This is a genomic window from Pseudomonas sp. LBUM1678 (assembly GCF_059695575.1).
Map to the genome: position 1 here is coordinate 6,703,605 of NZ_CP166775.1, position 18,309 is coordinate 6,721,913.

16 protein-coding genes are annotated in these 18,309 nt (G+C 58.6%); 6 read left to right on the forward strand and 10 right to left on the reverse strand.

Annotated elements, in window-relative coordinates; all coding sequences use genetic code 11:
• Nucleotides 1–8: 8 nt before the first annotated feature.
• From ACA070_RS30615 to ACA070_RS30625, 3 genes are all read right to left on the reverse strand, one after another.
• Complete coding sequence (locus ACA070_RS30615; RefSeq protein WP_497449495.1) at nucleotides 9–2,291, reverse strand: ABC transporter permease subunit; 2,283 nt, start codon at nucleotides 2,289–2,291, stop codon at nucleotides 9–11.
• Between the two features lie 215 nt (nucleotides 2,292–2,506).
• Entirely contained in the window at nucleotides 2,507–3,505 is a 999-nt protein-coding gene (locus tag ACA070_RS30620) for a phosphate ABC transporter substrate-binding protein PstS family protein (RefSeq protein ID WP_497449496.1), read from the reverse strand.
• 232 nt (nucleotides 3,506–3,737) lie between these two features.
• Nucleotides 3,738–5,036, reverse strand: a complete 1,299-nt coding sequence (locus ACA070_RS30625; protein WP_497449497.1) for an MFS transporter — start codon at nucleotides 5,034–5,036, stop codon at nucleotides 3,738–3,740.
• Nucleotides 5,037–5,420: 384 nt separating this feature from the next.
• On the opposite strand from ACA070_RS30625, the gene ACA070_RS30630 reads away from it, so the two are divergent.
• Nucleotides 5,421–5,825, forward strand: a complete 405-nt coding sequence (locus tag ACA070_RS30630; RefSeq protein WP_007896491.1) for an acyl-CoA thioesterase — start codon at nucleotides 5,421–5,423, stop codon at nucleotides 5,823–5,825.
• A gap of 57 nt (nucleotides 5,826–5,882) precedes the next feature.
• On the forward strand, nucleotides 5,883–6,782 hold the full coding sequence (locus ACA070_RS30635; protein WP_497449498.1) for a D-hexose-6-phosphate mutarotase: 900 nt from the start codon (nucleotides 5,883–5,885) through the stop codon (nucleotides 6,780–6,782).
• A gap of 125 nt (nucleotides 6,783–6,907) precedes the next feature.
• Here ACA070_RS30635 and ACA070_RS30640 read toward each other — a convergent pair whose 3' ends face one another.
• The 5 genes from ACA070_RS30640 to ACA070_RS30660 form a co-directional block, all read right to left on the reverse strand.
• Entirely contained in the window at nucleotides 6,908–7,444 is a 537-nt protein-coding gene (locus ACA070_RS30640; RefSeq protein WP_497449499.1) for a DUF3299 domain-containing protein, read from the reverse strand.
• An 86-nt stretch (nucleotides 7,445–7,530) separates the two neighbouring features.
• Complete coding sequence (locus ACA070_RS30645; RefSeq protein WP_131058957.1) at nucleotides 7,531–7,776, reverse strand: GlsB/YeaQ/YmgE family stress response membrane protein; 246 nt, start codon at nucleotides 7,774–7,776, stop codon at nucleotides 7,531–7,533.
• A 111-nt stretch (nucleotides 7,777–7,887) separates the two neighbouring features.
• Nucleotides 7,888–8,970, reverse strand: coding sequence for a 5-(carboxyamino)imidazole ribonucleotide synthase (locus ACA070_RS30650; protein ID WP_497449500.1), 1,083 nt, complete (start codon nucleotides 8,968–8,970; stop codon nucleotides 7,888–7,890).
• Nucleotides 8,971–8,981: 11 nt separating this feature from the next.
• Entirely contained in the window at nucleotides 8,982–9,473 is a 492-nt protein-coding gene (gene purE, locus ACA070_RS30655; protein ID WP_008150032.1) for a 5-(carboxyamino)imidazole ribonucleotide mutase, read from the reverse strand.
• 305 nt (nucleotides 9,474–9,778) lie between these two features.
• Nucleotides 9,779–10,696: a LysR substrate-binding domain-containing protein gene (locus ACA070_RS30660; RefSeq protein ID WP_497449501.1), complete on the reverse strand. Its 918-nt coding sequence runs from the start codon at nucleotides 10,694–10,696 to the stop codon at nucleotides 9,779–9,781.
• A 180-nt stretch (nucleotides 10,697–10,876) separates the two neighbouring features.
• Here ACA070_RS30660 and aspA point away from each other — a divergent pair, with 180 nt between their 5' ends.
• The 3 genes from aspA to ACA070_RS30675 all read left to right on the forward strand — a co-directional run bounded on the left by aspA (nucleotide 10,877) and on the right by ACA070_RS30675 (nucleotide 15,452).
• Nucleotides 10,877–12,301, forward strand: coding sequence for an aspartate ammonia-lyase (gene aspA / locus ACA070_RS30665; RefSeq protein WP_461956362.1), 1,425 nt, complete (start codon nucleotides 10,877–10,879; stop codon nucleotides 12,299–12,301).
• 498 nt (nucleotides 12,302–12,799) lie between these two features.
• On the forward strand, nucleotides 12,800–14,251 hold the full coding sequence (locus ACA070_RS30670) for an alanine/glycine:cation symporter family protein (RefSeq protein ID WP_462029293.1): 1,452 nt from the start codon (nucleotides 12,800–12,802) through the stop codon (nucleotides 14,249–14,251).
• Nucleotides 14,252–14,417: 166 nt separating this feature from the next.
• Complete coding sequence (locus tag ACA070_RS30675) at nucleotides 14,418–15,452, forward strand: asparaginase (protein ID WP_497449502.1); 1,035 nt, start codon at nucleotides 14,418–14,420, stop codon at nucleotides 15,450–15,452.
• Nucleotides 15,453–15,502: 50 nt separating this feature from the next.
• Here ACA070_RS30675 and ACA070_RS30680 read toward each other — a convergent pair whose 3' ends face one another.
• The gene (locus tag ACA070_RS30680; protein WP_497449503.1) at nucleotides 15,503–15,931 is read right to left on the reverse strand and encodes a hypothetical protein; all 429 of its coding nucleotides are present in this window, start codon (nucleotides 15,929–15,931) and stop codon (nucleotides 15,503–15,505) included.
• Nucleotides 15,932–16,285: 354 nt separating this feature from the next.
• On the opposite strand from ACA070_RS30680, the gene ACA070_RS30685 reads away from it, so the two are divergent.
• Nucleotides 16,286–17,278 (forward strand): AraC family transcriptional regulator, encoded by a 993-nt coding sequence (locus ACA070_RS30685; RefSeq protein WP_497449504.1) that lies wholly within the window; start codon nucleotides 16,286–16,288, stop codon nucleotides 17,276–17,278.
• 132 nt (nucleotides 17,279–17,410) lie between these two features.
• Here the strand turns inward: ACA070_RS30685 and ACA070_RS30690 are convergent, their stop codons facing one another.
• Nucleotides 17,411–17,821, reverse strand: a complete 411-nt coding sequence (locus tag ACA070_RS30690) for a hypothetical protein (RefSeq protein ID WP_497449505.1) — start codon at nucleotides 17,819–17,821, stop codon at nucleotides 17,411–17,413.
• Nucleotides 17,822–18,309: the final 488 nt, after the last annotated feature.

The following is an 18,309-nucleotide window of genomic DNA, read 5'->3' on the forward strand; positions in this document are numbered from 1 at the left end:
TACCTTTCTTAAAGCGACGAGTATTTCTTGCGCAGACGCTGACGAATCAGTTCCGCGAGGGTGTTCATGACGAAGGTGAACAACAGCAGCACCAGCGCCGAGAGGAACAGCACGCGGTAGTGGCTGCCGCCGACTTCCGATTCGGGCATTTCCACCGCGACGTTGGCGGCCAGCGTTCGCAGACCTTCGAACAGGTTCATTTCCATGACCGGAGTGTTACCGGTGGCCATCAGCACGATCATCGTTTCACCGACCGCACGGCCCATGCCGATCATCAATGCCGAGAAGATGCCCGGGCTGGCGGTGAGGATCACCACGCGGGTCATGGTCTGCCACGGCGTGGCGCCGAGGGCCAGAGAACCGAGGGTCAGGCCACGAGGTACGCTGAACACGGCGTCTTCGGCGATGGAGTAGATGTTCGGGATGACCGCAAAACCCATGGCCAGACCGACTACCAGTGCGTTGCGCTGGTCGTAGGTGATGCCCAGGTCGTGGGAGATCCACATGCGCATGTCGCCGCCGAAGAACCAGGCTTCCATGTACGGGCTCATGTACAGCGAGAGCCAGCCCACAAACAGGATCACCGGGATCAGGATCGCGCTTTCCCAGCCGTCCGGCACTTTCAGGCGAATCGACTCAGGCAGGCGACTGAAGACGAAACCGGCCACCAGGATGCCAATCGGCAAGAGCATCAGCAGGCTGAAGATGCCCGGCAAATGCCCTTCGACATACGGCGCGAGGAACAGGCCGGCGAAGAAACCGAGGATCACCGTCGGCATCGCTTCCATCAGCTCGATCACCGGTTTGACCTTGCGGCGCAGGCTCGGGGCCATGAAATACGCGGTGTAGATTGCAGCAGCGACGGCCAGTGGTGCAGCCAGCAGCATGGCGTAGAACGCGGCTTTCAGGGTGCCGAACGTCAACGGCGACAGACTCAGTTTGGGCTCGAAGTCGGTGTTGGCGGCGGTCGATTGCCAGACGTATTTAGGCTCGTCGTAGTTCTCGTACCAGACCTTGCTCCATAACGCGCTCCAGGAGACCTCCGGGTGCGGGTTGTCGAGAAGCAGCGGTTGCAGCTTGCCGCCCTGTTCCACGATGATTCGGTTGGCCCGTGGCGACAGGCCGAAAAGGCCTTGGCCTTCCACAACCTGATCCACCAGCAAGGTACGGTGCGCTGTACTGTGGAACACACCGAGCTTGCCGGACGCATCAAGGGCGATAAAACCTTTGCGACGTTCTTCGGCGGTGATTTCAACGATTGGCGTAGTGCCCATCTGGAAGGTGCGGATCTGCTTCAGACGCTGCTCGCCATCCGGGTCGCGGGCCATGAACCACTGGGCCAGGCCACCTTTGGAGTCGCCGAGGATCAGCGAGATGCCGCCCACCAATTGAGTACTGGCAGTGATTTCGGCATCGCCGTTTTCAAGCAGTTTGTAGCGACCGTTGAGGCTCTTGTCGCGCAGGCTGAACACGTCGGCCTGAGCACGACCGTTGATCACGTACAGCCATTGCTGACGCGGGTCGACGAAGATGTTCTTCACAGGCTCGGTCATCTGAGGCAGATCGATGCGCTTCTGCTCGTTGGTGATTTCGCCGGTCATCATGTTTTCTTCGCTGGTCAGCGACAGGACATTGAGTTGTGAACCGGTGGAACCGACCAGCATCAGGGTGGTGTCGGTGGCGTTGAGGCTGACGTGCTCCAGCGCGCCACCCGTCTCGTTCAGCGCAACCGGCGTTTCGCCGTACGGGTATTCAATGGCTGGCGAGATGGTTTTCTTGCCGTCCGGGTAGCTGACTTTATACGTGTGACGGAACACCAAGGCCTGGCCGTTGGAGAAACCCACCGCTACCAGCGGATGGCCGGGCTGGTCTTCGCCGATGGACGTGACGCTGGCACCCGCCGGAACCGGCAGATCGACGCGCTTGAGTTCGGCGCCACTGTCGATGTCGAAGAACAGCGCCTGGCCCTTGTCGGAAACGCGCATGGCGACCTGGTTCTGTTCTTCCAGGGAGATCATCAGCGGCTTGCCGGCGTCTTGCATCCAGGCCGGCGTGATGGTGTCCTTGGTCGTCAGGTCGGCACCCTGGAACAGAGGAAAGACAACGTAGGCGAGGAAGAAGAAGATCAGCGTGATCGCGCCGAGAACGGCAAGGCCGCCCACGAGGACGTACCAGCGGGTCAGGCGATCTTTGAGCGCGCGGATGCGGCGCTTGCGTTGCAGCTCAGGCGTATTGAAATCAATTCGCTTGGGAGGATTAGTAGTCATGGTGGAATTGGCCAGATCATTCATGCGCACACCCTAGCGATCCTGTATGACAGAAAGATGACAATGCAGTGACGCAACAAATCCGCCGCCAGCGGGAACTGGCAGTGGACCGGAAATTTGGGGGTGTAGGAGCCGGCTTGCTGGCGATGGCATCACCGCGGTGACCTGTCAGACCTAGTCGACAGGATCGCCAGCAAGCCGGCTCCTACAGGTCCGGGGCGTGCCCCGGGCCTAGGGTTTTACTTTTTTGCTACGCTGCCGCCTTCCTGCAGACCCAAGTCAGCCAGTGCTTTTGCAGCAACCTTGGCCGGCAGTGGGATGTAGCCGTCTTTCACTACAACTTCCTGACCCTGTTTGGACAGAATCAGCTTCACGAACTCAGCTTCCAGCGGGGCCAGAGGCTTGTTCGGGGCTTTGTTGACGTAAACGTAGAGGAAGCGCGACAGCGGGTACTTGCCGTTCAGGGCGTTTTCTTCGGTGTCCTCGATGAACTCGGTGCTGCCTTTCTTGGCCAGAGCTACCGTTTTCACGCTAGCGGTCTTGTAGCCGATACCCGAGTAACCAACGCCGTTCAGCGAGGAGCTGATCGACTGCACGACCGAAGCCGAACCTGGTTGCTCGTTGACGTTTGGCTTGTAGTCACCTTTGCACAAGGCTTCTTCTTTGAAGTAGCCATAGGTGCCCGATACCGAGTTACGACCGAACAGTTGAACCGGCTTGTTCGCCAGGTCGCCGGTCACACCCAGATCACCCCAGGTTTTCACGTCGGTTTTAGCGCCGCACAGACGAGTGGACGAGAAGATCGCATCGACCTGTTCCATGGTCATGTGCTGGATCGGGTTGTCCTTGTGCACGAACACTGCCAGGGCATCCACAGCAACCGGGATTGCGGTTGGCTTGTAGCCATATTTGGTTTCGAAGGCCTGCAGCTCGTTGTCCTTCATCTTGCGGCTCATCGGGCCCAGGTTAGCGGTGCCTTCAGTCAGTGCAGGTGGCGCGGTCGAGGAACCGGCGGCCTGAATCTGGATGTTTACGTTCGGGTATTCTTTTTTGTAGTTCTCAGCCCACAGGGTCATGAGGTTGGCCAGAGTATCGGAGCCGACGCTGGACAGGTTGCCCGACACACCAGTGGTCTTGGTGTAGCTCGGGATAGCAGGGTCAACAGCGGCAACCGCGTTGGCAGTCGCAACGCCAGCAGCGACAAAAGTCATTGCCGCCATCAAACGCTTCAGTTTCATGCCTTACTCCTAGCAGATAGGGTGTGTTAAGTCGGGGCCAAGTATTAGCAGGCCGTGTGAACACTCTATGGCTGAAATATGACAATTGGATGAAAGGCCAGCATTCGATCTTTTGCAGGATGATTCATGCTCCCCAATCGCCAGCAGGCTAGCTCCCACATTGAAATACAGTCCAATGTGGGAGCTAGCCTGCTGGCGATTGGGGCCGGTACAGCTACAGACAATTTCGGGATCAGCGCCCCTTCTTCCAAAGATAAGCACCCACCAGAATCCCGACACCGCAAAGAACCGCCACATAATACGACGGCCCCATCGGGCTTTCCTTGAGCAACAGGCTGACGATCATCGGCGTCAGGCCGCCAAAGATGGCGTAGGCGACGTTGTAGGAAAACGACAGGCCACTGAAGCGCACCACGGGCGGGAAAGCCTTGACCATCACGTAGGGCACGGCGCCGATGGTGCCGACCAGCAGGCCAGTCAAGGCATACAGCGGGAACAGCCAGTCGGGATGCGCGGCCAGGCTGTGGTAGAAAGTCCAGGAGCTGAGCAACAGCGCCGCACAGCCGAACACGAAGACCCGCCCTGCGCCGAACCGGTCCGACAGTGCGCCAGCAATGATGCAGCCAAAGCTCAGGAACACGATCGCCAGGCTATTGGCTTGCAGCGCCGTGGTCGGCGAGAAGTGGTACACCGTCTGCAGCACGGTCGGCGTCATCAGGATCAACACCACAATGGCGGCGGACAGCAACCAGGTCAGCAGCATCGAAATCAGGATCGCCCCGCGATGGTCACGCAGCACCGCACGCAGCGGCACTTCCTCGGCCAGGGCTTTGCGCAGTTGCAGTTCGGCAAACACCGGGGTCTCGTGCAACCAGCGGCGCAGGTAGACCGAGAACAATCCGAACACACCGCCCAGCAGGAACGGGATCCGCCAGGCGTAATCGGACACTTCTACCGGGGTATAAATGCTGTTGATCGCGGTGGCGACCAATGAACCCAGGAGGATGCCGGCCGTCAGACCGCTCGTCAGAGTGCCGCAGGCATAACCGATATGACGCGCAGGGACGTGTTCGGAAACGAATACCCACGCGCCCGGCACTTCACCCCCGATTGCCGCGCCCTGGATCACCCGCATCAGCAGCAACAGGATCGGCGCCCACATGCCGATCTGCGCATAGGTCGGCAGCAAGCCCATGATCAGGGTCGGTACCGCCATCATGAAAATGCTCAAGGTGAACATCTTCTTGCGGCCCAGCAGATCACCGAAGTGCGCCATGACAATGCCGCCCAGCGGGCGAGCGAGGTAGCCGGCGGCGAAGATGCCGAACGTCTGCATCAGGCGCAGCCACTCGGGCATGTCCGCCGGGAAGAACAGTTTGCCCACCACCGTGGCGAAGAACACAAAGATGATGAAGTCGTAAAACTCCAGCGCACCGCCCAGGGCAGACAGCGATAAAGTCTTGTAGTCATTGCGGGTCAACGGACGTGCGGGCTGGGTCGGCTGCGCGATGCTAGAGGGCGCTGTGGTCATGGCAAGGGCTTCTCTTTATAGGCGGATCTGCAACCCCAACAACGCTGGCGGGGGCTTGGGCAGGACCGGCACGATAGCAAATTGTTCGAAAAAGCACATGGAGGTGCGTATTTGACGGTCAAAATGAGAACCGGACGGTCGTCTCGGAGTCTACCGATCGATATACTCGCTGCGTTGCAGCATTTGTAAGGGGTTGCTGTGCGAAAACGCGCTGGCTGTCGGGCAAGGTAATTGCTTGGCTCAGTCGCTTTCGCAGAGCTTCCCTTTAGGCGCCTTACGAAAAACGTGACGGACATAGTATGTTCGGGCTGAATCGTTTTTCCTTGAGACGGCTATTCACCCCGCTACACCTACGATGAGTCACGGGTCAGAGGCACCCCCGGCATGATAGAGCTCGAACAAGAAGATCCAATCCCGCAAGGCGATCTGGCCCTGCAAATCACCGCGCTTCCGCGTGAAACCAACGGCTTCGGCGATATCTTCGGCGGCTGGCTGGTGGCACAGATGGATTTGGCCGGCACCGCAATGGCCAGCAAAGTCGCTGGCGGACGCGTGGCGACCGTCGCGATTGATCGCATGGCGTTCCTGGTCCCGGTAGCGGTGGGCGCTCAGCTCTCCTTCTATACCCAGGCGCTGGAAATCGGCCGCAGCTCGATTCAGATGATGGTCGAAGTCTGGAGCGACGATCCGCTGTCCAGCGAGTGGCGTAAAGTGACTGAGGCCGTGTTTGTGTTTGTCGCGATTGATGGCAGCGGCCGTACCCGTTCGGTTCCTCCGCGCGCGCGTTAAACACCGCGACCTTTCTGCGGTCCATTGCAGTCATTGTTCCTGATCGAGAGTTACCCCATGAGCACGCCCAACGTTGAAGCCGTGAAACTGGATGAACTGAACTGCTGGCGCATCCGCCACGGCCAGGCCGACCTGCTGGTAGCCCAGCAAGGCGCGCACATCCTCAGTTATCAATTGGCCGGCCAACCGCCGCTGATCTGGCTTAACGACGAGGCTGTGTTCAAGACCGGCAAGAGCATTCGCGCCGGTGTGCCGGTGTGCTGGCCGTGGTTCGGCAACTTTTCGCGCAACCCGCAAAGCGTCCAGGCGATGCGCGTGAGCACCGAACCGCCATCCGCCCACGGTTTTGTCCGGGCGATGGATTGGGAGCTGGGCGGTATCGAAGCCGAGGGCGAGAGCCTGAAGGTGGAATTCATCCTGCCCTACCCTGAAGGCGGCTTCCCTGGCTGGCCGCATCAGGTGGATTTGAAGCTGAGCATTCGTCTGGATGAGCAACTGCACATTAACCTGACCAGCCACAATCGCGGCACTGACAAAGTCACCATCAGCCAGGCGCTGCACAGCTATTTCGCGGTCAGTGATGTGCGCAATGTGCATGTCGAAGGGCTGGATGGCTTGAGCTACATCGAAACCCTGGATGACTGGAAAACCAGGACTCAGACCGGTGAACTGCGTTTTACCGGCGAGACTGATCGCATCTACCTCAATCCTCCGCAGAAGCTGAGCATTGTCGACCCGGCATGGGAACGGCGCATCGAGCTGACCAGCAGCGGTTCACGCTCGGCAGTGATCTGGAATCCTTGGATTGATCGCGCGGCGGCGTTCAGTGACATGGCGGACGATGGCTGGCAGCGGATGCTGTGCATCGAAACGGCGAATGTGATGGACGATGTGGTGACATTGGCGCCGGGTGCGAGTCATACCTTGGGTGTCAGCGTCGGCGCAAAACCGCTCTAAACCATACCGCAATACGAAATGTGGGAGCCAGCCTGCTGGCGATGGCGTCGTGTCAGTCAACTTGAAAGTATCTGACCCACCGCTATCGCCAGCAGGCTGGCTCCCACAGTTATTTCGAGTGCCTGTTAGAGATCGGACTCCTGCACTACCCGCACTTTCGCCGCATCCAGCGCATACGCCGCATCGGCCAGGTCATTGTTGACCTTCTCGATCTTCAGCGTGCCGGTCACCCACAGCGGCGTGTAGATATCGTCCAGCTTCAAGCCTTTCGGATAACGCACCAGCACCAGCTGATTCGGTGGCGGTGGCGGCACGTGGATGCAGGCGCCCGGGTACGGCACGAGGAAGAACAGCGTACTGCGGCCCTTGGCGTCGGACTCCAGCGGCACCGGATAACCACCGATGCGGATGTTCTTGTCGTTCATCGACGGCACGGTTTTGGTCGAATACATCACCGCCGGCAAGCCCTTGCTCTGCTTCATGCCACCTTTTTCGGTAAAGGTGCCATCGCCTTCAGGGGAGTTGTGGTCGATTTCGGGCATGGCCTCAAGGGCCTTCTGGTCCGACTTGGGCATCAGTTCGAGCCAGTCGGTTTCCGGCAGTTCGCCGGCATGGGCCAAACCACTGGCCAACAGGAAGAGAGTCAATAAAAGACGGCGCATGGAGGTGCTCGGTAAGGAAAGGACGTGTAACGCCGAGCATTCTAGCCCTCCCCGCGTGCGCCGCAGAGAGGACTTTGTCGCTTGAATCAGTTCTTTCTGATCAAGCCGTAGATCACCAGCAACACCACCGCGCCAACCAGCGCACCGATGAAGCCTGCACCTTCGCCCGCGCGATAGATGCCCAGAGCCTGACCGCCGTAAGTGGCCGCCAGCGAACCGCCGATACCGAGCAGGATGGTCATGATCCAGCCCATGCTGTCATCGCCCGGTTTCAGGAACCGAGCCAGCAGGCCGACGATCAAGCCGATAAAGATGGTTCCGATAATTCCCATGGCATTTCCCTCTGATTGAATGGCAATGCCCAAAGCCTAGTCAGACTTTGGCATCCTGCCATCAGAGAACGGCGGCAACCGAATGGTTCCGCCGCTGCCACATGAAACTGTTTATTCGGCGATGAGCGCTTCGACCTTGAGGATCTGCTGCTCCAGCGTGGCCTTGTCGGCACAACGCAGGTTGGCGTGACCGACCTTGCGGCCGACCTTGAACGCCTTGCCATAGTGGTGCAGATGGCAATCGGCGATGGCCAGGACTTTGTCGGTCTCCGGCACTTTACCGATGAAGTTGAGCATCGCGCTCTCGCCGACCTTGGCCGTCGACCCCAGCGGCAGGCCAGCAACGGCCCGCAGGTGGTTTTCGAACTGGCTGCACTCGGCACCTTCAGTGGTCCAGTGCCCGGAATTGTGTACGCGCGGGGCGATTTCGTTGGCCTTGAGGCCACCGTCGACTTCGAAGAACTCGAACGCCATCACGCCGACGTATTCCAACTGTTTAAGCACGCGGCTGGAATAGTCTTCGGCCAGTGCTTGCAGCGGGTGATCGGTGCTGGCCACGGACAGCTTGAGGATGCCGCTGTCGTGGGTGTTGTGAACCAGCGGATAGAACTTCGTTTCACCGTCACGAGCACGCACGGCGATCAGCGAAACTTCACCGGTGAACGGCACGAAGCCTTCCAGCAGGCAGGCCACGCTACCCAGCTCGGCGAACGTGCCAACCACATCTTCCGGTTTGCGCAGGACTTTCTGGCCCTTGCCGTCGTAACCCAGGGTGCGGGTTTTCAGCACGGCAGGCAGACCGATCGAAGCGACAGCAGCATCCAGATCGGCTTGCGATTGAATGTCGGCGAACGCCGGGGTTGGAATCCCCAAGTCCTTGAACATGCTCTTCTCGAACCAGCGATCACGGGCGATGCGCAGGGCCTCGGCGCTCGGGTAGACCGGGACGAATTGCGACAGGAACGCCACGGTTTCGGCCGGGACGCTTTCGAACTCGAAGGTCACCAGATCGACTTCATCGGCGAGCTGACGCAGGTGATCCTGATCGCCATAATCAGCCCGCAGGTGTTCGCCCAACGCGGCTGCGCAAGCATCCGGTGCCGGGTCCAGGAAAGCGAAGTTCATGCCCAGCGGAGTGCCCGCCAACGCCAACATGCGACCCAACTGGCCGCCACCGATTACACCGATCTTCATCGTCAACAACCTCAGGCGATGCGTGGGTCTGGATTTTCCAGGACGCTGTCTGTCTGCTCAGCGCGGAATTTTTTCAGCACCGCGTGGAACTGCGGGTGCTTGGCGCCGAGGATACTCGCCGACAACAAGGCGGCGTTGATCGCGCCGGCCTTGCCGATGGCCAGGGTGGCTACCGGGATGCCCGCTGGCATCTGCACGATCGAGAGCAGCGAATCGACGCCCGAGAGCATCGACGACTGCACCGGAACGCCCAGTACTGGCAGGTGGGTCTTGGCCGCGCACATGCCAGGCAGGTGGGCCGCGCCACCGGCACCGGCGATGATCACCTCGATGCCACGCGCCTCGGCCTCTTCGGCGTACTGGAACAGCAGGTCCGGGGTGCGGTGGGCAGAGACCACTTTCACCTCGTAAGGGATGCCGAGCTTTTCCAGCATATCGGCGGTGTGGCTAAGGGTGGACCAATCGGACTTGGAGCCCATGATCACGCCAACCAGTGCACTCATCGTCGTGCCTCTTCTCTCTGGGCGCCCGCAGGCGCGTCAAAAAACAACAAGCCACGCAAATGCGTGGCTTGATTGTACGAATTATGGCCAGTCGAACCGGCCGAAGGCCGCGCAGTATACCTCAATGAAGCAGATAAACAGCCCCTGAAACGACCATCTGTCATACGGCGTAAAGTCCCGGTTTTATTGACTTGAAGGTCAAGCAAATACACCACCAATCCCCTGTAGGAGCCGGCTTGCTGGCGATCCAGTCAACGCGGTGTATCAGACGGACCGCATCGACTGGATCGCCAGCAAGCCGGCTCCTACAGTCCGGTGGGTGTCTGGGCCGCTCCGCCTTCGAGCTTGCGCCACAACAACCGCACATTCGCCTTGCGCACCAGCGCGCAGCGATACAGGCGAATCTCCAGCGGTACATGCCATTGCGGGCCGCCGCAGACCACCAGTTCACCGCGCGCCAGTTCGGCGCGAACGCTGAGTTGCGGCACCCAGGCAATCCCCAATCCCTCCAGCGCCATGCTTTTCAGGCTGTCGGCCATGGCAGTTTCATAGATGGTGGTGAATCGCAGCGCACGCTGGCGCAGCAACATGTTCACCGAACGCCCGAGAAACGCACCGGCGCTGTACGCGAGCAGAGGCACGCTGCCTTCGCCCTCCAGGTCGAACAACGGCTTGCCATCGGCATCCGCCGCGCACACCGGCAGCATCTCGGTGTGGCCGAGGTGCAGCGACGGGAAGATTTCCGGGTCCATCTGCAAGGCCGCGTCCGGGTCATAGAACGCCAGCATCAAGTCGCAGCCGCCTTCACGCAGCGCATGCACCGCGTCGCCGACGTTAGTCGCCACCAACCGCGTGGCAATGTTCAGGCCTTCGTTACGCAACTGCGCGATCCAGCGCGGAAAGAAACCCAACGCCAGCGAGTGAGCGGCGGCAACCTGCATCACTTCGCCCTGCCCGCCTTCCAGATGATGAAGGTGGCGCAGCACTTCGCCGAGCTGTTCGACCACGGTCCGCGCGGTTACCAGGAACAACTGCCCTGCCGCCGTCAGCTCGATCGGCGTGCGCGAGCGATTGACCAGTTGCAACCCCAGCGCCGCTTCCAGGCTGCGGATTCGGCGACTGAACGCGGGCTGGGTTACGAAACGTCGTTCCGCAGCCTGGGAGAAGCTGCGGGTGGCGGCCAAGGCGCTGAAGTCCTCGAGCCATTTACTTTCCAGATTCATCACGTCCTCCCGGACACGCACCAATTTAGGTCACACGCTCGCCGCACACACGGCGTCACATGGGCATTATGCCGAATGTGCATAGGCCAGTGTTTAACAGCATTGGCCGAAAATTCTCCACAAGCCTAGCATTTGCAGTGTTCCGGCACAGACCGGGTCCATATCGAGATGATTTCTATCATGTCCTCCGCTGCATCTTTCCGCACAGAAAAAGACCTGCTTGGCGTACTCGAAGTACCTGCTCAAGCGTATTACGGCATCCAGACCCTGCGAGCGGTGAACAACTTCCGTCTCTCCGGCGTTCCGATTTCGCATTACCCGAAGCTGGTTGTCGGTCTGGCGATGGTCAAACAGGCCGCCGCTGACGCCAACCGCGAGCTGGGTCACCTGAGCGAAGCCAAGCACGCTGCCATCAGCGAAGCCTGTGCACGTTTGATCCGCGGCGATTTCCACGAAGAATTCGTGGTGGACATGATTCAGGGCGGCGCTGGCACTTCGACCAACATGAATGCCAACGAAGTCATCGCCAACATCGCGCTGGAGGCCATGGGTCACCAGAAAGGCGAATACCAATACCTGCACCCGAACAACGACGTGAACATGGCGCAGTCGACCAACGACGCCTACCCGACCGCGATCCGTCTGGGTCTGCTGCTGGGTCACGATGCGCTGCTGGCCAGCCTCGACAGCCTGATCCAGTCGTTCGCCGCCAAAGGTGTCGAGTTCAGCCACGTATTGAAGATGGGCCGTACCCAGCTGCAAGACGCCGTGCCGATGACCCTGGGTCAAGAATTCCGTGCCTTCGCTACCACCCTGAGCGAAGACCTGGCGCGCCTGAAAACACTGGCACCTGAACTGCTGACCGAAGTGAACCTCGGCGGCACCGCGATCGGCACCGGCATCAACGCCGACCCGCGCTATCAGCTCCTGGCCGTTCAACGTCTGGCACTGATCAGCGGTCAACCGCTGGTTCCAGCCGCCGACCTGATCGAAGCCACGTCCGACATGGGCGCCTTCGTATTGTTCTCCGGCATGCTCAAGCGCACCGCGGTCAAGCTGTCGAAGATCTGCAACGACCTGCGCCTGCTGTCCAGCGGCCCACGCACCGGCATCAACGAAATCAACCTGCCGGCGCGTCAGCCAGGCAGCTCGATCATGCCCGGCAAGGTCAACCCGGTAATCCCGGAAGCGGTTAACCAGGTGGCGTTCCAGATCATCGGCAACGACCTGGCCCTGACCATCGCGGCCGAAGGCGGCCAGTTGCAACTGAACGTGATGGAGCCGCTGATCGCGTTCAAGATTTTCGACTCGATCCGCCTGCTGCAACGCGCCATGGACATGCTGCGCGAGCACTGCATCGTCGGCATCACCGCCAACGAAGAGCGCTGCCGTGAACTGGTCGAGCACTCGATCGGCCTGGTCACCGCGCTGAACCCGTACATCGGCTATGAAAACGCCACCCGCATCGCTCGTATCGCGCTGGAAAGCGGCCGCGGCGTGCTGGAGCTGGTGCGCGAAGAAGGCTTGCTCGACGACGAAATGCTCGCCGACATCCTGCGCCCGGAAAACATGATTGCTCCGCGTCTGGTTCCGCTTAAAGCCTGATCCGACGCGTTACTTGTAGCACCGCTCACCAGGTCGAGGGACTAGACACCTCTCACCTTTTGAGGGCCTGGGGATTTATCCCCAGGCCCTTTTTTTTAACTCATTTAGCGACAACACCGACCCTGTGGGAGCGAGCCTGCTCGCGATAAACGATAACGCGGTCTACCTGAAAAACCGCGGTGCCTGCATCGCGAGCAGGCTCGCTCCCACAAGAGCCCGACGCCATCAACGCCGGGTGTTTCAAAGGCTTCGTTTCACCGAATGCACCACAACTGTGCAGACGGACGGCACTCTCCTAGGTATAGTGCCGCCCCTCTTCGCGTGGGCGGTCGTCGGTAACGAGGCCCAAACCCATGCGAAACCCGAACTAATAACAAACCTGCGATATGGGCCCGGGACGAACACTCGCCTCACTGTTGTGCCACGTGCACACCGGTGTAACGCGATGTTTCTACCTGCCCAGTATTTGCCTACACAAAAAACAGCGAGGAATAATCCATGCTCGAAGTCATTAACGACTTCCTCTCAGGGAAAGTACTGATCGTGCTCATTGTCGGGCTCGGTAGCTACTTCACGATCCGCTCGCGTTTCGTTCAATTGCGCCACTTTTTCCACATGTTCGCGGTGTTCCGCGACAGCCTGAAAAGCAGCGCCGGGCAACTCAGTTCGTTCCAGGCGTTGATGCTCAGCCTCGCCGGCCGTGTCGGCGCGGGTAACATTGCCGGTGTCGGTATCGCCGTGACCCTGGGTGGCCCGGGTGCGGTGTTCTGGATGTGGGTGACCGCGCTGGTCGGCATGTCCAGCAGCTTCTTCGAATGCTCCCTTGGTCAGCTCTATAAACGTACGGATGCCGACGGCACCTACCGTGGCGGCCCGTCCTACTACATCCAGCACGGCCTGCAGAAGCGCTGGTTGGGTATGGTCATGGCGTTCCTGCTGCTGGTGACCTTCGGCTTCGCCTTCAACGGCCTGCAAGCCCACGCCGTGACTCACTCGTTGAACAACGCGTTCGGCCTCGACACCACCTACACGGGCCTGGCCCTGGCGGTGTTGCTGGGTATGGTGTTCATCGGCGGGATCAAGCGCATCGCCAAGGTCGCTGACCTTCTGGTGCCGGTCAAAACCCTGGTGTACATCGGCGTGACCATCTACGTGATCGTGCTGCAATTCGACCACGTTCCAGCCATGCTGATGACCATCGTCAAAAGCGCTTTCGGTCTGGATCAAGCCTTCGGCGGCCTTATCGGCAGCGCCATCGTCATGGGCGTGAAGCGTGGCGTGTTCGCCAACGAAGCGGGCCTGGGCAGTGCGCCGAACGTGGCCGCAGTCGCCTCGGTCGAGCACCCGGTGGCACAGGGCGTGGTTCAGGCGTTCAGCGTGTTCCTCGACACCTTCGTGATCTGCACCTGCACCGCGTTGCTGATCCTGCTCTCGGGCTTCTACACCCCGGGCTTCGAAGGCGACGGCATTGCCCTGACCCAGAACTCCCTGGCCGCCGTGGTCGGTGACTGGGGCCGCAGTTTCATCTCCGTGGCCCTGTCGTTGTTCGTGTTCACCTCGATCCTCTACAACTACTACCTGGGCGAGAGCAACCTGCGCTTCCTGATCGGTGAAAACCGCAAGGCGCTGATCGGCTACCGCGCGCTGGTGCTGGTGCTGATCTTCTGGGGTGCGATCGAAAACCTGGGTACGGTGTTCGCGTTCGCCGACATCACCATGACCCTGCTTGCGTTCGTGAACCTGATCGCGCTATTCCTGCTGTTCAAGGTCGGCATGCGCATCCTGCGTGACTACGATGACCAGCGTGCTGCCGGGATCAAGACCCCGGTGTTCGATTCGAGCAAGTTCCCGGATCTGGACCTGGACCTGAAAGCCTGGCCAGCCAATCCGCCAGCCGCCGCCCCCAAGGCCGAAGCTGAGCCGCAAGGCGTACCCGCAGCGCAACGCTGATGGGTGAATGACGGGCGCATCCCCTGCGCCCGTCAGTTAAAGTGCACAACTTGTAGGAGCGAGCCTGCTCGCGATGACGGTGAACCAGTCGACATCAATGTTGAATGATTGACCGCCATCTCGAGCAGGCTCGCTCCCACATGTCATCTCTTGCGGAGACTTTCCCATGGTTCCCAATTCCTTTCCTGCCGCCCAGCACGTCATGGTGCTCTACACCGGCGGGACCATCGGTATGCAAGCCAGTGCTCACGGCCTGGCCCCGGCGTCCGGTTTCGAAGCGCGGATGCGCGAATACCTGCACAGCCAACCTGACTTGGTGGTGCCACAGTGGCGCTTTCGCGAAATGTCGCCGCTGATCGACAGCGCCAACATGAGCCCGGCGTACTGGCAGCAACTGCGTGAAGCGGTGGTCGACGCCGTTGATGTTCAGGGCTGCGACAGCGTGCTGATTCTGCACGGCACCGACACCCTCGCCTACAGCGCGGCAGCCATGAGCTTTCAACTGCTCGGCCTGCAGGCCCGCGTGGTGTTCACCGGTTCCATGCTGCCGGCCGGCGTGACCGACAGCGATGCCTGGGAAAATCTCAGCGGTGCGCTGGTTGCGTTGGGCCATGGCTTGGCGCCGGGCGTTCATCTGTACTTCCACGGTGAACTGCTGGACCCGACCCGTTGCGCGAAAGTCCGCAGCTTCGGCCGTCATCCATTCAAGCGGCTGGAGCGTCAGGGCGGTGGTGTGAAGGCCACTTCGCTGCCAGCTCAATTGAATTACAACCAGAGTAAGCAACTGGCGAAAGTCGCGGTGTTGCCGTTGTTCCCCGGCATCGGCGCCGAGCAACTGGATGGCGTGCTGAACAGCGGCATCCAAGGCTTGGTCCTCGAGTGCTACGGCAGCGGCACCGGGCCGAGTGACAACCCTGAGTTTCTCGCCAGCCTGGAACGGGCGCGGGGCAAGGGTGTTGTGGTGGTGGCGGTTACGCAGTGCCATGAAGGTGGTGTTGAGCTGGATGTGTACGAGGCCGGTAGCCGGTTGCGTGGTGTTGGCGTGTTGTCCGGTGGCGGGATGACGCGTGAAGCGGCGTTTGGCAAACTGCATGCGCTGTTGGGTGCGAGCCTTGACAATATTCAGGTTCGACAGTTAGTGGAACTTGACCTCTGCGGGGAGTTAAGCACGGGCGTTTATAAAGATAACAATCTTGCCTAATCCGTTACTAATAGATGCCCTCCCTAAAAGAGAGGGCTTTCATAACCTACTCAGGCTTCACGGGCAAGAAAAGTTCCTTTGGTTAATGTGGCAATTGGGGACCCAGGTTCCATTTCCACTTCAAAAATTCCATTAGCTTGTTTTTGAGCCTCATCGTAATAGACTGTTAACTTCCCGCTTTTCACTCCATAATATTCATTGTTATAAATCAGTTCCAATGAGGAAAAAGAACCCCCATTAGGGAATGTAATTTCCTTCCCAAAGTCATTCCTGCTAATCACGAATGCAATCCCATTTTCAAGCGCACCAGAAGATGCGCGTTCACCAAAAGCCATAGCAAGTCCACCAGGACCATGTTCGAACCAATCTGGAGGCAGAATGGTAATCGGTTTTTCATCCTTTGAAACTTTTAGTTCTCCTGTCAAGCCTGCCTTGCGCGACGACTTTCTCAGAGTTTCTTTTAGTTCCTGCCGATCCATATAATCACCCTCTATCCATTATAAAAAGACATCAAACCGCTTAATGCTCACTTCAACGCTAGTCCTTGACAAGAGACAGGTCAAACAAAAACACCGTGAAACTCAAACTTTTCTTTATTTAGAAAACTAACCGACAGATGGCAGCAAACTTACTAAAAACCTGACATTTCTGACAGTAGACACACCCATTAAAACGCTCTAAGTTAAATAGGCGGGAGCCATAAACTTCATTTACACCCCATACCCCGCAAGCTTCTACACTCTTACCCGAAGTTACTGAACCGGATTGGCACATCAACCCAACCCGGCACACAACTTGCCTCATTCAGATATATCCAAAACCCGGACGCCGCCATGCTCCACTCCCACCTCACCACCCTCAACGCCGTCTCCCTGGTGCTCAACACCTTCAAGGCCGAAGGCTTGTCGAGCGAAGCGCTGTTGGCGGGAAGTGGCATCAGCGCGGCGGATCTGAGCCGGGCGGACACGCGCATTACCACCAATCAGGAGATGCAGGTCTGCGCCAACGCGGTTGCGCTCAAGCGTGATATCGGCCTGGAACTGGGGCGGCGGATGCACGTTTCGTCCTACGGCATGCTCGGTTATGCACTGCTCACCTGTGCCACCTTCGGTGACGCTTTGCGGCTGGCGATGCGTTATCCGGCGCTGTTGGGAACACTTTTCGAGTTGAGCCTTGAGGACGACGGCGAGCGCATCTGGTTCGTGGCCGCCGATTACCGGGAGAACCCGGCGCTGGCCGTGTTCAACGCCGAGTTCTGTCTGGTGTCGTTGAAAGTCATCTGCGATGACCTGCTCGGGCACCCGCTGCCCTTACTCGCAGCGCGTCTGGAACATGCCGCGCCGGACTACCAGGCGACCTACGCCGAACACTTCAACTGCCCATTGCACTTCGGCGCGCGGGATAACGCCTTTGCGTTCGACAAGCGCTGGCTCGACCAACCCTTGCCGCTGGCCGATGTCATCACCCATCAGGCCATGGTCGAACGCTGTCGCAAGCAGAACACCGAATTCACCGGGCGCCAGGCGTGGTTGGGGCGGATTCGAGAATTGCTCCGTTCGCAATTGAATGCGGCGCCTGGGCTGGACGGTTTGGCGCTACAGATGAACTGCTCGGCGCGCACCTTGCGCCGACATCTCAAGGACTTGGGGTGCAGTTATCAGGAGTTGCTCGACGAATTACGCTTCGAGCAGGCCAAGCAAATGCTTTGCAAAGATCAGCTGCCGATCTACCGCATCGCCGAAGCGTTGGGCTTCAGCGAAACCGCGAGTTTCCGCCATGCGTTTGTGCGCTGGAGTGGTGTGGCGCCGAGTCGCTTCAGACCGTGACGATTAAACTCAATCCCCATGAAGTACAAATGGGCGAGTAGACAACCCGATAAAGTGTGCGAATCTTATTTACGATCCCTAATGTCCTGGGTCCCCCCCCTTTCTAACAATAGATTGGAGGAGGAAGAGCCATCATTGCTTAGCGATACTAAAAATACCTTCTGTGAGGCTGTAGGGATAATCACCAACTTTAAATTCAGCCGTCAAATCCCCATAGTAAAGACCACCCACGGCATCCTTGTGCACCGTTAGTTTACCGACACTCCAATCATGGAGTTCGCCATCTTTAAAAAAATTTACATTTACTAAGCCTTCGCCTGGAACCACAGGCTTACCAATGTCGTCTTCTGAAACAATAAATGACACGCCATTCAGGAAAACGCCATCATCACCGGAACCAAAAAAAGCGTTGATCATGAATCCGTCCGACAATCTGAATGCAGGAAATTCGGTAGCCACGCCGTTCACTTTCGCCTTCAACCCTTGGGCGGCGGGTGCAGTCAGGGTGTTATTTTGCTGTGTTTTGTCCTTTGACTGTTCCATAAAAAAACCTCTCCGTTTATTTCGATTTATTTCGATATATTTAGTCAACAACGATGGAAAACTAGATCTAAAAAAAGGGCACGTCAAACTTTAAACCCAGATTTTTCTGCCTGATTAGATCAACACAAAATATCCGACAAATGGTTATTCCAATGATTAAAACCTGTTATTTCTGACAGTAGCCAGCCGGGTCTGATTGTTTTACCCTAACCAAACGGAAGTTTCTGACCAATTAATACATACAACTAATTACAACTATTAAATGACAAACAACAAGGTTACCGGGCGCAATCTGTTTAGTATGAGGTCATGAAGCTAACGCAGGGGGAAAAGAACGGCACTAGCGTGCCTGCCCACGCGCCCGAATCCGCGTGCTATCCGCCAACCTGGGGCGATTTTCGGTCAAACCTTTTGGCCGCATTAATCCCCTTTTGGCCTTTCCTGCCGTTCTCCCAAACGCCGCCTCCCGCAAGACTGTGTTCAACCGA

Excerpts from the sequence above, each read along its gene's own strand:
- ACA070_RS30670 (WP_462029293.1), top strand. The coding sequence starts at position 12,800 with ATGCTCGAAGTCATTAACGACTTCCTCTCAGGGAAAGTACTGATCGTG.
- ACA070_RS30675 (WP_497449502.1), top strand. The coding sequence starts at position 14,418 with ATGGTTCCCAATTCCTTTCCTGCCGCCCAGCACGTCATGGTGCTCTAC.
- ACA070_RS30650 (WP_497449500.1), bottom strand. The coding sequence starts at position 8,970 with ATGAAGATCGGTGTAATCGGTGGCGGCCAGTTGGGTCGCATGTTGGCG.
- ACA070_RS30685 (WP_497449504.1), top strand. The coding sequence starts at position 16,286 with ATGCTCCACTCCCACCTCACCACCCTCAACGCCGTCTCCCTGGTGCTC.
- ACA070_RS30680 (WP_497449503.1), bottom strand. The coding sequence starts at position 15,931 with ATGGATCGGCAGGAACTAAAAGAAACTCTGAGAAAGTCGTCGCGCAAG.
- ACA070_RS30660 (WP_497449501.1), bottom strand. The coding sequence starts at position 10,696 with ATGAATCTGGAAAGTAAATGGCTCGAGGACTTCAGCGCCTTGGCCGCC.
- ACA070_RS30645 (WP_131058957.1), bottom strand. The coding sequence starts at position 7,776 with ATGGGAATTATCGGAACCATCTTTATCGGCTTGATCGTCGGCCTGCTG.
- ACA070_RS30640 (WP_497449499.1), bottom strand. The coding sequence starts at position 7,444 with ATGCGCCGTCTTTTATTGACTCTCTTCCTGTTGGCCAGTGGTTTGGCC.
- ACA070_RS30630 (WP_007896491.1), top strand. The coding sequence starts at position 5,421 with ATGATAGAGCTCGAACAAGAAGATCCAATCCCGCAAGGCGATCTGGCC.
- ACA070_RS30620 (WP_497449496.1), bottom strand. The coding sequence starts at position 3,505 with ATGAAACTGAAGCGTTTGATGGCGGCAATGACTTTTGTCGCTGCTGGC.
- ACA070_RS30625 (WP_497449497.1), bottom strand. The coding sequence starts at position 5,036 with ATGACCACAGCGCCCTCTAGCATCGCGCAGCCGACCCAGCCCGCACGT.
- purE (WP_008150032.1), bottom strand. The coding sequence starts at position 9,473 with ATGAGTGCACTGGTTGGCGTGATCATGGGCTCCAAGTCCGATTGGTCC.
- ACA070_RS30615 (WP_497449495.1), bottom strand. The coding sequence starts at position 2,291 with ATGAATGATCTGGCCAATTCCACCATGACTACTAATCCTCCCAAGCGA.
- ACA070_RS30690 (WP_497449505.1), bottom strand. The coding sequence starts at position 17,821 with ATGGAACAGTCAAAGGACAAAACACAGCAAAATAACACCCTGACTGCA.
- aspA (WP_461956362.1), top strand. The coding sequence starts at position 10,877 with ATGTCCTCCGCTGCATCTTTCCGCACAGAAAAAGACCTGCTTGGCGTA.
- ACA070_RS30635 (WP_497449498.1), top strand. The coding sequence starts at position 5,883 with ATGAGCACGCCCAACGTTGAAGCCGTGAAACTGGATGAACTGAACTGC.